Source organism: Neolewinella aquimaris (assembly GCF_014197245.1).
Classification (GTDB): domain Bacteria; phylum Bacteroidota; class Bacteroidia; order Chitinophagales; family Saprospiraceae; genus Neolewinella; species Neolewinella aquimaris.
The window spans coordinates 249,556-264,946 of record NZ_JACIFF010000001.1 but is presented as its reverse complement, the minus strand read 5'-3'; the positions used below and the strand labels follow the sequence as shown (position 1 = coordinate 264,946).

Below are 15,391 nucleotides of genomic sequence, written 5' to 3'. Positions count from 1 at the left end.
GGAATTGTTCGGGGCGGCATTCGCGGTAGCCCGAAGAAAAAACTATTCTAATTATATAAGTCCATCCTACGAAGTTTCGGCGACTGACTCATTCATTAGGCCGACGCCCAAGGCGGTCAGCGCAAGCCCAATCAGTAGCAATAGGTCCAGCCTCAGGCCGGCAACGTGGTCCCCGATTACGCCAAACAGGGAACCCACAAACACCAAAATTCCAGCCAGCGTCATGAGGGGTAATACCTTGCTCCCCGCGCCCCGCCGCCCGAATATCGCGTAGAAAATCATGGGCGCCAGCAGGGAAGTACCCGCGAAGCTGGTGCGGGCGAGCAAAGCCAGTTGATCGCCACTCACGATGCTGAAAGCCAGCGCTACCAGGGCAAAGACCCCAATGCCCACCTTGGTGATGCGAAGCAGTCGCCGATCGTCCTTAATGGCCAGAATGGAGCGCAACTCCGTCCCCAGGGCAAAGATCTGGGAGTCGGCGGTTGAAATGGCAGCCGCCAGCAGACCGATAAGCACGAAGGCCGCAAGGGTGGGCGGCTGATCGCGAATCAGCGTTTGGGTCAAAAATTCGAAGGCCGATAGCTCGGGATAGCGCACCGAACCGTACAGCCCGATGAAGGCCGTCGGAAGGATCACCAGGATCGCAAAGACGCCTACCCCGACCGCCATACGGTACATCGACCGGTCGTCGCGCATGATGGCCAGTCGAATGCTGACCTGCGGTTGGGTAAAGGGGATCAGCAGGATGGCTACCATCGAGCCGATCAGGAACTGGGGCGTAAACAAGCCCTTCGGACCGGGTACGCTAAGTAGGGCAGGTTCTTGCTGTTGCAGGGTGGCGTATCCCGCACTCAGTCCGCCCACGCCCTGCAGGCAATTGATGCCCACGATCCAGATGACCACGAGCACGATCAGGCCCTGAATGGCGTCGTTATATACGATGGCCTTCAATCCGCCCAGCTCGCTGTAGAGCAACATGACCGAAACCATCAGCACCGACCAGCCCCATCCCGGCAGGGTACCCGGAAACGCATGGGCCACGAAATCGGAAACGCCCTTGATCTGGATGGCTACATAGGGAATCAGGAAGATGAATACACCGAAAAAAGCTACCCCGCCGGCCAAACGATTGCCGTAGCGCTGGTTCATAAATCCCGCCATGCCGTAAAACCCCTGACGCAGGGCCGCTTTACGGAAGTGGTATCCGATCCAGATCACTCCGAAGATGAGTGCCATATCGCTGACGGCCAAAAAGTGCCACGCCCCCACCCCGTGAACGCGAAACAGATCGGGCATCCCGAGAAGCGTAAAGGTGCTGAACAAGGTCGCGGCAAAGGTGAACAGGCCCAGCACGGTGGGCAGGCTGCCGCCCGCGAACAGGTAGTCTTTACTGTTGGTCTGGAGGCGCCGCTGCCATACGGACACCCCGATCAGTAAGGACAGGTACACGATTCCAACGACGATCAGGGCAAGCATCATGGTCGGTCAGCTTTTTTAGTTCCGGGGTGTACCAGCGTAGCGAAGTAAGTGATGCCGACCATGACGATGCAAAGGGCAATGCCCGTCCACAGGGCGTAGGGCATCCCGGCCACCGTCGGCGTCCAGACTCCAGCCGGAATCAGAAGCGGCGTAAAGGCCAGGCCCATCACCACTACGGCGAGGGTACAGCAAATGCGCCACGCCGTATATTTTTCTTCCGCCTCTTTCATGGTAGCGTCTTTTTCATAACCTGGGCAGGGTGAGCCCACCATCGATCATGATGACCTGACCGGTGGAATAAGGAAAGTCGCCCCGGACCAGGGCTGACACGGCCCGACCGACGTCTTCGGGATAGCCCCAGCGGGGTTGCAGGGTGATCCCATCGGCGATGAGCCGGTCGTACTTTTCGGTAACCCCCTGGGTCATGTCGGTGCGGATGATGCCGGGCCTGAGCTCATATACCGGAATACCCTCCGGGGCCAGGCGGGTGGCGAATAAGCGGGTCATCATACCGATTCCGGCCTTCGATACGCAGTATTCGGCACGGCTGATGCTGGCTACCGTCGCGGAGATGGACCCCACATTGATGATGCATCCCGAAAAGGTGTCTCTATCCCGCCGGTCGGCCACCATACGTTTGGCGATGGCCTGGGTCAAAAAGAAGGGACCCCGTAAGTTTATTTCCAGTACCCGATCGTAGCTCTCGGATTTCATGTCCAGCACATCCGCCCGTTCGCGGGGCGCCACGCCGGCGTTGTTGATCAGTACGTGAAGCTGTCCGAAGTGGGTATACACTTCGTCAACCATTCGTTCACGATCTGCATCGTAGCCGATGTTTCCTTGGACGTAGTGCACCGCTTGATCCGTGAGCGCGCGGAGCTCCGCGAGAACATCCCCTACTTCAGTTTCCGGCCGCATGCCGTTGATCGCCAGCGCATAACCCGCAGTGGCCAGCGCGCGGGCGATACCTAGTCCGATGCCCCGGCTTCCGCCGGTGACAAAGGCCGATGGCTGGTGCTCAGCGTTTGTCATATCTCCAGGTCCTCTACGTTCAGCATGCACCGCTGCTCCCAACTCTTCAATCCGAGTTCGGCGAGTTGTACGCCCTTTGCGCCCTCCAGCAGGTCGTTCGGGAACGGGGTGTCCAGGACGACGTGCTTCAGGAAGAGCTCCCACTGGACTTTAAAGGCGTTGCCGTAGGCTTCCTGTTCCGGCACCTGCGACCAATCTTCGTAGAAGTCGATGGGCTGCTTCACGTCGGGGTTCCAGACCGGCTTGGGGGTGTTGCCGTAGTGCTGCACGTGGCACTCCCGTAAACCGGCTACGGCGGAACCGCGGGAGCCGTCTACCTGGATGGTGAGCAAATCGTCCCGGCGTACCCGGGTGACCCAGCTGGAATTGAACTGGGCCACTACCCCACCCGCCAGTTCGAATATGGCGTAGGCGGCATCGTCGGCGGTGGCTCTATAGGGTTTACCGTTTTCGTCGATCCGTTGCGGGATGTGGGTGGCACCGAGGCAGAAGACGCTTTCTACCTTACCGAACAGGTTGTCCAGGACGTAACGCCAGTGGCAGAGCATATCGACCATGATCCCGCCATCGTCCTCCTTCCGGTAGTTCCAGCTGGGGCGCTGGGCCGGGATGGACGTGCCTTCGAAGACCCAGTAGCCGAAATCACCGCGTACGCTCAAAATGTCGCCGAAAAAGTCGGCCTCCATTAGTCGTTTTAGTTTGCGCAGACCGGGGAGCCAGAGCTTATCCTGCACCACCCCGTGTTTCACCCCGGCCGCCTTGGCGAGGCGGTACAGTTCGAGCGCTTCTTCGGTGGAGGTACCCGTGGGTTTTTCGCAGTACACGTGCTTACCCGCCTCGATCGCCCGTTTCACGGCCCCGTACCGACGTCCGGTGATCTGGGCATCGAAGTAGATTTCGTAGAAATCATCCGCCAGGGCCTCGTCGAGGTCGGTGGTCATGCGTTCGATGCCGGTGCGCTCACAGAGCGCACGGAGCTTTTCCGCATTGCGCCCCACTAGAATGGGTTCCGGGTAGATAGTTCCGCCCTCCGGAAGCGATACCCCGCCCTGCTCGCGGATGGCGACGATCGAGCGCAGGAGATGCTGGTTGGTTCCCATCCGGCCCGTCACACCGTTCATGATAATGCCGACGGTTCGCTGTCCGGCAGGTTTAGGTTGGTCGGGAAGTATGGGTATGGATTGATTCATTTACGGTTGTCTTTTCGGAAGTTAGGTTCAACTGTGGGCGCGGTAGGCGTCGGTGATGCGCGCCAGGAAATCGTCCTGCTCCATGGCCCAGTAATCGTTTGAAAATATTTCGACCTCATTGTATCCCCGGAAGCCGGCGGCCTCTACCCAGGAGCGAATCAGGGGCACGTCGATACAGCCCTCCCCCATCAGGCCCCGGTCGAGGAGCATATCGGAAGTTGGCACCTTCCAGTCGCAAATGTGGAAGGCATACAGGTTGTCGTTTTTGCCGCAGCGGGCAATCTCCTGCTCCAGACGGTCGTCCCACCACAGGTGATAGACGTCGACGGCAATTCCAACCTGTGGGTGATCGATGGCCTCAGCAATATCGTTGGCCTGTCCGAGGGTACTGATGGCCGAGCGGGTGTCGGCGTACATCGGGTGGAGCGGCTCAATGGCAAGCTTCACTCCGTTGCTCGTGGCGTGATCGATCAAGCTTTCGATGCCCTCCTGAATTTGCCGCCGACTTTCGGCGAGCGGTTGCCGTGGCTCGGCACCACAGACTAGTACTAGCAGCGGGGCACCCAGGGTAGCGGCTTCGTCGATCAGTTGCCGGTTCTTGTCAAGCGCGCGCGCGCGCTCTTCACGGCTATGGTTGGGAAAAAAGCCGCCGCGCACGTAACTGACCACTTCCAGGGGAGATGCCTCCAGGATGCGTCGGGCCTGGGTTAGCCCGACTGAGGTAGCCGCATCCTGCCAGACGCTAATTCCCGCGACTCCCGCCGCGGCGTACTTGTCAACGGCAACGTCCAGCGACCAGGGTTTGGTCGTGATGGTGTGTACGCAGAGTTTAGATAAGTCGGTGGGCATGGCGGGAATTATCGGACGCAGTCAAAAAAGCGGTAATCCTCACCCGCCAGAAGTTTGCCCGCGTAAAGGACCGCTTCGCGCGCATGGTAATCACCCCACATACTGGATTCGCCGTAAGGAATTTTGGCCCCGTCGGGCACGTAGTCCCACCCATTGGGCCGGTGATAGATGGAATGTAGGATAAGCCCCTGGTGGCCGTCATCCGTACTCAAATACGGCTCGTCGAGCAGGGTCCGCAGTACCGTGAGGCCGGCCTGGAAGTAGGTTCTTCCCGCCTCCGGATCGCGCTGTTCCAGATAGCGGCCCAGCCGCAACAGTCCCTGGGCACCGATGGCGGCGGCCGAGCTGTCTACCGGTTCGAACTCATTGTACGGGTCGGCGGGTCGCGTCGTGTAATCGCCGAGTTCGTGGAGTCGGGGCGCGCCGGTATCCCAGTACGGAATGCCGTCGGTAGCCGTGTTGGCAAGGTAAAAATCGCAGGTCGCGCGGGCCGCTTTCAGGTAGACTGCTTCAATTTCCTCAAAGCCACCGAGCGCTTCGAGTGCCTCAGGATCAAGCTGCGAAAGGTATTCGAGTTGCTCGGGAAATCCGGCCATCGCCCAAGCCAGTCCACGGGTCCAGGTGGTGAATCCGGAGAAGCCCTGCTGTGCATTCGGGCAGCGGTAATTGCCGTCGTTGGTATTGAAGATGCTCTCGTGGGCGGTCCTTCCCCATTCATCGTAACTGTCCCGACCCTCGCCGTAGTAAATAGCGAAGCGAGCGGTTGCCAGTCCGTGTTGAACAGATCGTTCGAGCAAACTGACTTTCAGATCGTTGTCCCCCATCAGTGAATGCCCTAATTCATGACTCACGACGAGCGCACGCACGGTACGAATGGTATCGACGAAGAGGGAATGCGGACCGTTAAAGGAGTACAAAAATCCGCCGCCGTCGCTGATGGGCGTCCACCGCCGGGCCTGTACGGCACCGCTCAACTGCAGGGCAATCTCGTAGAAGTGCCGCTCCCAGTCGTTTGGCTCGATCTTCCCGTTGCGCATCAGTCGCAACAGGTTACCGTAGGTGCTCACGTTATTAAATCCGTGGTCGTGCACGCCGAAGTGACTGACGTGGCTGGCCATGCGCTCGGTGGTTCCTTTCCGACCGTACTCCAGGAAACTTTCGTCGCCGGTTGCGTCGTACTGGAGAATGGACGACCCGTACTGGAAGCCCTGGGTCCATTCCGTCCATCCCCGGGTGGTATACCTGCCGGCTGCGGTGAAGACGGGAGTGCCCTGGCTCTCGTCGTAATCCTGCTCGATCGAGGTGATCTTTTTCCCGGATAGGCGCCAGAAGTTATCCATTTTGCCTTGCAGGTCCTGGAGGCGCAGGTTGTAATCTATTTGCATGAATGTCGGTGAGTTGGAGGCTAAAATAGCAACTGAGTGGTAAATAAATGAGAAAAGCCCACCGGTCGGGCGACCAGTGGGCTTTTAGCTCTAAAGGGGAAGCGATGGACTTACTTGCCTTCGACTTCTTCGAACTCGACGTCCTGGACATCGTCCGCGCCCTTGGTTCCGGCGCTGCCGCTGGCATCACCGTCCGTTCCGGCACCTGCGGCGTCCGCCGTTGGGTTGCCGTCCTGCTGGGCTTGGTACATATCCTGGCTGGCTGCGTTCCAGGCGGCGGTCAGTGCTTCGGTCGCGCTATCGATCTTGGCGATGTCCTCGGCCTTGTGGGCTTCGCGCAGGTCGTTGAGACCGGACTCGATGACCGATTTCTTCTCGGCCGGAATTTTGTCGCCGAATTCCTTCAGCTGCTTCTCAGTCTGGAATACCAGCTGGTCGGCACCGTTCAGTTTCTCGACGCGCTCGCGGGCGATTTTGTCGGACTCTTCGTTCGCGGCTGCTTCGGCCTTCATGCGCTCGATGTCCTCCTTGTTCAGTCCGGTACCGGCTTCGATCTTGATCGACTGTTCCTTACCGGTACCCTTGTCCTTGGCGGTTACGCTTAGGATACCGTTGGCGTCCATATCGAAGATCACCTCGATCTGGGGTACGCCGCGGGGGGCGGGGGGAATGTCACCGAGTACGAAGCGACCGATGGGGCGGTTGTCCTTGGCCATCTGACGGGCACCCTGGAGCACGTGGATCTCCACGCTGGGCTGGTTGTCGGAGGCAGTGGAATACACCTTGGATTTCTTGACGGGGATTGTGCTGTTTGACTCGATCACCGTGTCGAATACACCACCCATGGTCTCGATACCGAGGCTCAGCGGGGTTACGTCGAGGAGGAGCACATCCTGTACGTCTCCACTCAGTACGCCACCCTGGATCGCGGCACCTACGGCTACTACCTCATCGGGGTTCACGCTCTTGTTGGCCTTCTTGCCGAAGAACTTCTCGACGGCTTCCTGGATCGCGGGGATACGGGTAGAACCACCAACCAAGATCACCTCGTCGATTTCGTCCTTGCTAATACCGGCGTCGTTCATGGCCTTCTCGCAGGGCTTGAGCGTACGCTGAACCAGTTCGTCAGCGAGCTGCTCGAATTTGGCGCGGCTGATCTTGACGACCAGGTGCTTGGGCACACCGTCTACCGCCGTGATGTAGGGCAGGTTGACTTCGGTTTCGGTCGTGCTGGACAGCTCGATCTTGGCTTTCTCGGCGGCTTCCTTAAGGCGCTGGAGGGCCATGGGGTCCTTCTTTAGGTCCATATTCTCCTGCTTCTTGAACTCCTCGGCGAGGAAGTCGATCAGCACGCGGTCGAAGTCGTCACCACCGAGGTGGGTGTCGCCGTTGGTGGATTTTACCTCGAATACGCCTTCACCTAGGTCGAGAATAGAGATATCGAACGTACCGCCACCGAGGTCATAGACGGCGATTGTCATGTCCTTGCTCCGCTTATCGAGACCGTAGGCCAGGGCCGCGGCAGTGGGCTCGTTGATGATGCGGCGGACGTTGAGTCCGGCTACCTCACCAGCCTCCTTCGTGGCCTGACGCTGGGAATCGTTGAAGTAAGCGGGAACCGTTACGACGGCTTCGGTTACTTCCTGACCGAGAAAATCCTCGGCGATTTTTTTCATTTTTTGCAGCACCATGGCGCTGATCTCCTGGGGCGTGTACTTACGTCCGTCGATCTCTACCTGGGCCAGACCGTTGTCGCCCTTTACTACTTTGTAGGCGCTGCGGTCTACTTCCGACTTCACTTCGTCGAAGCGCTGTCCCATATACCGCTTAATGGATGCGACCGTCCGCGTGGGGTTGGTAATTGCCTGGCGCTTAGCCGGCTCGCCGATCTTGCGTTCTCCGGCGTCCAGAAAAGCCACGATGGAAGGGGTCGTATTACGGCCCTCATCGTTATAGATCACGGTGGGCTCGTTGCCCTCCATTACCGCCACGCATGAGTTGGTCGTACCTAAGTCAATTCCGATAATCTTGCTCATACGATTGTTTATTAATAGTTGTGTGACACTGTTGTCGGCCCGTAACGTGCAACCACCGTGCCAGGGGTGGGCGGGGTCGCGGGTGCCGGGCAAGTTGGCAAACAGCCGGCCCAATTCCACCTGCCAGTATTGACAAAATGGCAGAGGGGCGACACTTTCGTGCCTCCCCTCTGTTCGATGCCTACAGTATTAGAACTACTGCACCGCCAGACGCAATGCCTGAATGAGCCGCCCGTCCTCGTTCCTGAGGGTCACGAAGTAAGTGCCGGCGGCAAGGGCTGAGGTCTCCAGCAAATACGTCTGTTTGCCCGGCTGGGGATTGACGAAGATTTCCTGCTGAAGTTGGCCCAGTTGCGTATAGACGAAGACCCGTCCCCGGAAGGACTGGCGCGTCTCGATTTCCAGGGAAGCGCCCCGTCCGGCACTCGTCGGATTGGGGTACATGCGCGCGGCAAATCCGTCGGGCCGGAAATCCCGGGTGCCTACGATGTCTCCCCGCGTTACAACAATCGAGGAGGCCGGTCCGGGACGGTAGTTGCTTCCGTCGCTGGCCAGCACGCGGTGGTAGATGGCGGTTGGGGTACCGGCAAGAATTCCACTTCCTACGAGTAGGGTGTCCAGGGTCGCGTAATCCGAATCGAAAAAGGTATCCCGACCGGTGTTGCTCGCAAAGAGGACATTCTCAAACAGGCTATCCGCGGCCAACTGCCAGATGTAGATCACCGTATCACCGTCTACGTCGGTCGTGGACTCATATATCACCCGCAACATCTCGTCGGCATCGCCGGCCAAGTCCAGGCTATCGCCCTCCGTAGGTGAAGTTATGCTGGATGCCGCCGGGGGAAGGTTCAACTCACCCAGTACCTGTCCGCGGGCCTCACCGCTCCTGACCATGGTAGTGTGTACGTTGGCGTAAAGCCGTTTCCCCCTTAGGTCTTCCAGCTGCGACATCGTGAGGGTGAAGGTATTGTCCTCGATACTGAAGGTAGCACTCTTAAGGTCCTCCGCCGGCGTGGCGTTCAGTCCGATCTGGATACCACCGTTCTGCCCGGCCGGGGCCAGGTGTAGGTGGGCACCCCCGGCCACCGATGCATCGAAGTCGCCCTCCAACATCGTTACGCTGCCGGATACCTTCAGGGTGGAATCGATTAATTCCATCTTAAGCCCTCCCTGGGCGGTCGTTGCTACGTACGCTGGCTCGTTGACTCCGGAAAAGGTCGTGTGGAAGTAACTGCCGGCCAGTGGTAGCATTTGGCCACGAATGGCACCCCCGCGGTTGTTGGCAGTGTGAACGTTAGCGTAGATCATGCGGTCCAGCATGGCCTCTAGACCGGCAGCGGTCAGTTGGATCATGTTGCTGTCGGCGTGAATTTCTCCGCTGCGGTCGTCCTCCGCTATTTCCGTATTGATTGCTTCTACGATCCCGCCGTTGCTTCCCGCGATGGCCCGGTGCAGGTGCATCCCTCCGGCTACGTCTGCGGCAAAGTCGCTGTCAAGTCCGGCGAAGGAGCCAACCAGGATCACGGTGCTGTCCGTTACTTCGGCAGCCACCATTCCGGTAGCGTCGGTCGGTACGCCCTGCGGTTCGCTTGCCCCGGAGAGGGGACCGAGGAAATAGCTCTCGGCCTCGGCCAGCGCGCTGCCCCGGATCTCTCCACCGGGCTGCTCGAGCGAGTGTACGTTGACGTAGAAGAAACGATCGGTAAGCGTATCCAGGCGATCACCCGTAAGCTCGAAGGTGTTGTCCATCGGCATAAATCTACCTTGCATGTCATCGTCGTCCGAAGCGACATTGAGGGGATAAATTACGGGTCCTGCCTGCCCCGGATACCCGGCGTGTACGTGCGCGCCGCCGGCGATGGCGGTATTCAGGTCACTCATCAGGTCGCGGAAGCTTCCCGTTACCGTCATCCGGCTACCCATCTGTTCGACCTTGACCAGTCCCCGACCGGTGGTGATTACGGAGGGAATTTGCTGGTTGCCGTTCAGAAAGGCCGTAAACACCGCCTGGCTTTCGGGTAAAAGCTGACCCCGCAGCTCGCCCGAAGGGTGGTCCTGGGAATGAACGTTCAGGTAAATTTCCCGCCCCAGCAAAAGGGCACGAGTATCCTCCGTCAACTGATACGTATTCGCTGCTTTGGCAAAACTTCCACCCAGTGAATCCGCGGTGAGTTCTACCGTCAGCGCCTGGAGTACGGGCCCGTTTTCCCCGGCCAGACCGGGATGAAGGTGGGTACCGCCGGCAATGGTGGTCGCGACGGGGCTACCCAAGTTGGAAAAACTTCCCACGAGGGTCAGGTTCTCATCCACAATATGGGCCAGAACCTGACCGGAACCACCACTGGTGACCACGGGCCACTCGTTCGCACCGGATAGGTGGGCACGAAATATGGCGTCCGCGGGCGGAAGCACCTGCCCCCGCAGTTCGCCACTCAGGTGACTCCCACTGTGAATGTTCGCGTACATCTGACCGTTGCGCAGCGCCGTTTTCTGCTCCTCGGTAACGGAAAATGTATTCGTGCCACTCTCGAAGACTCCGCTGCGCCGATCGGTATTCACCGTCGGGTTCAGTGTGATACGCACGGGACCGTTCTGGCCGGGAAGTCCGAGGTGCAGGTGCACTCCACCCGCGACCTGGGTAGCCAGTGTGTCGCTCAGGTCACGGAAGGAACCGGTGACCACCATCACGTTCTCGACTTCGTCCACCTGCAAAAGGAGCGCCCCGTACCCGGAAGAGATCACGGACGGAACCTCGTTGCTCCCCAGTAGATTGGTGAAGTAGGGCGCATGGCCGTCCCGCAGTACCGCCCCCCGCAGTTCGCCGCCGGGATAATTGGCAGTATGGATGTTGATGTACACCTGCCCCACGTCGACGTCTTCAAAATCCGTCACCGGCACGACGAAGGTATTATCCTCTTCGTTAAATGTGCCGCTCAGTGAATCGTCCGCAAGCTCGGGGACCAGGGGAATCACCACTCCGCCATTTTGCCCCGGGTAACCGACGTGAATGTGCGCTCCACCGCTGATCTGGGTGGCCACCGCGGAACTAAGATCACTGAATTCCCCACTGACCGTCACCCGCAGCTGATCGGTGCCCACGGCAACAAAATCTACGCGGGCCATCCCGGTAGCCGCGGTGATCACGGGCAGGACTTCCTGCTGGCCGCTGAGCCTGGCCGTTCCGGAGGTCGGCAGCTGGCTAAACAGGGCAGCCGATCCGAAGAGCAAGAGAATAAGTGTGAGGATGGGAGTATACGTTCGTTGTCTCATAGTGAAATGGTATGGGTTAGAAAGATGGGTGCTGCCGGCCGTCCCCCCGTGGGAAACGGCGCAATTCGCGGCAACTAAAGTTAAGGTACGCCGATTGGTGAGTTCCGATTCAATAAATGATTTGCCGCGATAGGTCCACTTCCTTGCTAAATGACGTGTAGCCGACTTCTGACAGGGGTCCGGCGTACCGAAATGTGCTGGTCGCCACCAGGTTTCGTTGCCCCGATCGGGAACTAATGAATCGTCTCACTCTTCTATTCCCGTAATCTAAGCCCCTATGCTTCCCCAACCGCAAGACACTACCGCCAGTGACGTTCCCGAAAAAATCGACCTAAACCCCGGAGCCATCCTGGAAAAGATCGACAGCTGGGTCGACGGCTTGGTACGGCTCGTACCGAATATTCTCGTAGGTATCGTTGTCCTCTTCATCTTTATCTTCGTTGCCCGCTTCGTCGCCCGGACGTTTGAGCGACGGACCGTAGACAAGAACCGGGAGAATCTAGGACGCGTCGCCGGAGGCTTCATCAAGTGGGTCATCTACGTGATCGGCTTCCTGATTGCAGCCACCATCGTCGTACCGACCCTGAACCCCGGTGACCTCATTGCCGGACTCGGCGTCAGCTCCGTCGCCATCGGTTTCGCCTTTAAGGACATCCTGCAGAACTGGCTGGCGGGTTTATTACTTCTCCTCCGTCAACCCTTCAACATCGGCGATCAGATTGTCGTCAACGGCTACGAAGGAACGGTTGAGCGGATCGAAACGCGAGCTACCATCATCAACCTCTACAACAACGAACGGGCGATCGTACCCAACAGCGAAGTCTACACCAACGCCGTCCGGGTCAAAACCGCCAACCAACTCATTCGCTCGGAATACGATGTAGGCATAGGATACGGTGACGACATCCATCAGGCCACCGAGGTCATCCGCAAGGCCGTACGCGGCGTGGAGGGTGTAGACGCCAAAGACATCGACGTCTTCACCTGGGACCTCGCCGCCAGCTGGGTCGCCATCCGCATCCGTTGGTGGACCGACAGCCAGCGCGCAAGTGTAGTAAAGGTGCACGACCGCGTCCTCACCGCCGTCAAACTCGCCCTCGACGAAGCCAAGATCGACATGCCCTACGAAACCCGCGTCAACCTCCTCCACGACCAAACCGAAGCCACCGACGGCGACCGCTCCCAACAACGCGAAGGCTGGCCCGTCCCCCAACAAGGCACCACCCCCCAACCCCGCTGGAAAGCCATCCAAGACGCCAAAGACAAACAATCAAAAAACACCCCCGACTAACATACTAACCGACTACCGTACTCCCCTACTACCGTACTACCCTACTAATTGACTACCGTACTAACGGCCTCCCCTACCCCCTATCCCTCGGCACCTCCCCCTCACTCACCTCCTGCCGCCTGAAGTAGTCCATAATTTTTTTCGCCGTACTCAGATTAGTCACCTCCGCGATCTCGCTGGCCAGCGCGTTTTTGACCTTTTTCGTGCTCCCAAAGTGAGCGATCAGTTTCTGCACGGTCTTCTCCCCTACCCCCGGAATATTGGTCAGCTCGGTCTGCATCATGCCGCTGCTGCGCTTGTTGCGGTGATGCCGCAGGCTGAACCGGTGGGCCTCGTCGCGACACTGCTGGATGAGTCGCAGCGATTCGCTTTTTTTATTGATGTGTAAGGGCACCATATCGTCGGGGAAGTAAATCTCTTCCAGCCGCTTGGCAATTCCGACGATGGTCATCTTTCCCCGGAGCCCGAGCAGGTCGATGCTTTCCATTGAGGAACTCAGCTGTCCCTTACCACCATCTATAATTACCAACTGGGGCAGCGGCTCCCCCTCGTCGACCAGCCGGCGGTACCGACGGTGCACCACCTCCTTCATGCTGGCAAAGTCGTCCGGCCCCACGACGGTTTTAATGTTGTAGTGGCGGTAGTCCTTCTTGCTGGGCTTGGCGTTCTTGAACACGACGCAGGCGCTGGCGGGATTCGTACCCTGTATGTTGGAGTTGTCAAAGCATTCGATGTGCATCGGCAGCTCGTCCATTTGCAGGTCCGATTGCAGCTGGCGCAGGATGCGTTCGGCGGGCGTCTGGCGATTGGCGTTGCTGATGCGCTGCTTCTTGCGCTGCAGGAGCATGTACTTCGCGTTCTTTTCACTCAGGTCGAGTAGTTTCTTTTTGTCGCCGATCTTGGGTACGGTAACGGTTGCGTCGACGCCCCCCAGTTCCAGCTCGTGGTTTAGGATGATCTCGGGAGCGATGCTGTTGAAGCGGTCGCGCAATTCGGGAATGGCGTAGCTGAGTAAGGATTCCTCGTCGTCGTCGAGGTTCATCTCGATCTCCTGGGTGTGGGTATGAATCACCGCGCCGTTTACGATCTTGATGTAGTTGAGGTAGGCCTCCTTTTCGTCCATCGCCAGCCCGAAAACATCGAGGTCGCGGATGCTGGTGGACACGATCGTCGACTTGCTCTGGTAACTTTCGAAGGCCTTTAGCTTATCGGCGATCTGCTGGGCCCGCTCGAATTCGAGGTTCTCGGCCAGCTCCTCCATTTCCGCCTGAAAGTGCCGCTTCACTTCGACGAAGTTGCCCTTGAGGATGTTTTTGACCTGCTCGATTTTTTCGTTGTAGTTCTCCTCCGATTCCTCCCCGACGCAGGGGCCCTCACAGTTCTTGATGTGGTACTCAAGACAGACCTTGAACTTACCGGCCGCAATATTTTCCGGTGACAAATTGAGGTTGCAGGTACGCAGCGGGAAGAGCGTTTTGACCAGGTCGAGAATGATCTTTAAGCGATTCTTGCTGGTGTACGGACCGAAGTAATAACTGCCGTCGCGCCACACCTGACGGGTAATAAATACCCGGGGGAACCGCTCGTTTTTAATGCAGATGTAGCTGTAGTTTTTGTCGTCCTTCAGGTTGATGTTGTACCGGGGCTGGTGGGTTTTGATGAGTGCATTTTCCAGCAGCAGGGCGTCGGCCTCCGATTCGACGATCGTAAACTCAAGGCGCGCGGCGTTCTTCACCATGACCCGGGTACGGTTCAGTCGGTCCTTGCGATCACCGAAGTAGCTGGCGACCCGGTTGCGCAGGGTTTTTGCCTTACCTACGTATATGATGGTATCGTCCGGACTGATGAATCGATACACCCCCGGTTGGCGGGGCACGGTGTCGGCAATGCGCTTGAAATCTTCGGTCGTCATGGCTTAGGAACCGCCCTTCACCGCCGACGGTTTAACCATGCTAAAGGGGCTTTTCTATAGCAACAACCCTCCCGGCCTGCTTAGCTTTGCGGAAACCTACGCCCGCCCATGTCCCAGCTACGTATACCCGTCACCCTTCTCTTGCTCTGTTTTCTCTTTAGCTGTGGTGATTCCTCGTCGGAGAATTCAGCTACTGCGGAGGGCGCCAACAACAGCGATTCCCTCCGCATCAGTCAGGAACCTGCCTTGCCGCCCCTCACCGAAGGCGATACCGTGATGGCGTGGGTCGACGGCCTATACGTACGGGCCCGTCCGGAAAAGAATGCGCAAATTATAGCGCAGGTAAGTCAGGGTACTCCCCTGGCTTTTTCGGGAGAAACCTCTGACGGGATAGAGACGATTGTTCTGCGGGGAATCGCCTTCTCCGAACCCTGGCTGCGGGTAAGCACCGCGGAGGGTCAGACGGGATGGGTCTTCGGTGGCGCCGTGGAACGCCGGGGCATGGAAAAGGGCATCGGTCAGCGCGATCCGGAACACCTTAGCTTTCCAAAATTCGGCGACTTCGACCTTACCGAATGGGAGAAAACCTCCGATCGGCAAACCAGCGGGGGGGACGCTACGAGCACCATTCGCGTCTATAATAAAGATGGACGGCGGCTCACAATCCGGCGCACAGACACCGGAGACTACGGCTACGAGCACGAATACACGCTAAAAAACGAGGCGGATGAATTGCTCAAGTCCCGTACACTAAGGTTCCAAACCGAGCCCGAACACGTGCTGGTCGAGATCGTGACGGACTTCACTTCCACCCCGCCGGTCCAGTACCGGCGCAGTCAGCCCATGCAGCGACACTTTGCGCAACTCAATGCCCGCCCGGAGATGGCCTCGGGCCCCTGGGAAATTCGCAAGCCCCGGAATTAAACACGATGGGCGGGGGCGCAGGA

At 58.5% G+C, this 15,391-nt stretch carries 11 protein-coding genes; 2 read left to right on the top strand and 9 right to left on the bottom strand.

Going from position 1 to position 15,391, the window contains the following annotated elements; genetic code table 11:
- Positions 1 to 66 precede the first annotated feature (66 nt).
- The 8 genes from GGR28_RS01085 to GGR28_RS01050 all read right to left on the bottom strand — a co-directional run bounded on the left by GGR28_RS01085 (position 67) and on the right by GGR28_RS01050 (position 11,241).
- Entirely contained in the window at positions 67 to 1,479 is a 1,413-nt protein-coding gene (locus GGR28_RS01085) for a sodium:solute symporter family protein (RefSeq protein WP_183493869.1), read from the bottom strand.
- Positions 1,476 to 1,709 (bottom strand): hypothetical protein, encoded by a 234-nt coding sequence (locus GGR28_RS01080; protein WP_183493868.1) that lies wholly within the window; start codon positions 1,707 to 1,709, stop codon positions 1,476 to 1,478. The genes GGR28_RS01085 and GGR28_RS01080 overlap by 4 nt, the downstream gene beginning before the upstream one ends.
- A gap of 13 nt (positions 1,710 to 1,722) precedes the next feature.
- Positions 1,723 to 2,511, bottom strand: a complete 789-nt coding sequence (locus GGR28_RS01075; RefSeq protein WP_183493867.1) for a 3-ketoacyl-ACP reductase — start codon at positions 2,509 to 2,511, stop codon at positions 1,723 to 1,725.
- Positions 2,508 to 3,701, bottom strand: a complete 1,194-nt coding sequence (locus tag GGR28_RS01070; RefSeq protein ID WP_183493866.1) for a Gfo/Idh/MocA family protein — start codon at positions 3,699 to 3,701, stop codon at positions 2,508 to 2,510. The genes GGR28_RS01075 and GGR28_RS01070 overlap by 4 nt, the downstream gene beginning before the upstream one ends.
- A gap of 27 nt (positions 3,702 to 3,728) precedes the next feature.
- Positions 3,729 to 4,550 (bottom strand): sugar phosphate isomerase/epimerase family protein, encoded by an 822-nt coding sequence (locus tag GGR28_RS01065; protein WP_183493865.1) that lies wholly within the window; start codon positions 4,548 to 4,550, stop codon positions 3,729 to 3,731.
- 8 nt (positions 4,551 to 4,558) lie between these two features.
- Entirely contained in the window at positions 4,559 to 5,935 is a 1,377-nt protein-coding gene (locus GGR28_RS01060; RefSeq protein ID WP_183493864.1) for a glycoside hydrolase family 88 protein, read from the bottom strand.
- Between the two features lie 110 nt (positions 5,936 to 6,045).
- Complete coding sequence (gene dnaK / locus GGR28_RS01055; RefSeq protein ID WP_183493863.1) at positions 6,046 to 7,971, bottom strand: molecular chaperone DnaK; 1,926 nt, start codon at positions 7,969 to 7,971, stop codon at positions 6,046 to 6,048.
- 195 nt (positions 7,972 to 8,166) lie between these two features.
- Positions 8,167 to 11,241 carry a CHRD domain-containing protein gene (locus tag GGR28_RS01050; RefSeq protein WP_183493862.1) on the bottom strand — a complete coding sequence of 1,025 codons (3,075 nt, stop codon included), beginning with the start codon at positions 11,239 to 11,241 and terminating at the stop codon, positions 8,167 to 8,169.
- A 277-nt stretch (positions 11,242 to 11,518) separates the two neighbouring features.
- Between GGR28_RS01050 and GGR28_RS01045 the strand changes: the two genes are divergently transcribed.
- The gene (locus GGR28_RS01045; protein WP_183493861.1) at positions 11,519 to 12,532 is read left to right on the top strand and encodes a mechanosensitive ion channel family protein; all 1,014 of its coding nucleotides are present in this window, start codon (positions 11,519 to 11,521) and stop codon (positions 12,530 to 12,532) included.
- A 73-nt stretch (positions 12,533 to 12,605) separates the two neighbouring features.
- Here the strand turns inward: GGR28_RS01045 and uvrC are convergent, their stop codons facing one another.
- Positions 12,606 to 14,444, bottom strand: a complete 1,839-nt coding sequence (gene uvrC / locus GGR28_RS01040; protein WP_183493860.1) for an excinuclease ABC subunit UvrC — start codon at positions 14,442 to 14,444, stop codon at positions 12,606 to 12,608.
- Positions 14,445 to 14,552: 108 nt separating this feature from the next.
- On the opposite strand from uvrC, the gene GGR28_RS01035 reads away from it, so the two are divergent.
- Positions 14,553 to 15,368, top strand: coding sequence for an SH3 domain-containing protein (locus GGR28_RS01035; protein WP_183493859.1), 816 nt, complete (start codon positions 14,553 to 14,555; stop codon positions 15,366 to 15,368).
- The last annotated feature ends 23 nt before the right edge of the window (positions 15,369 to 15,391 follow it).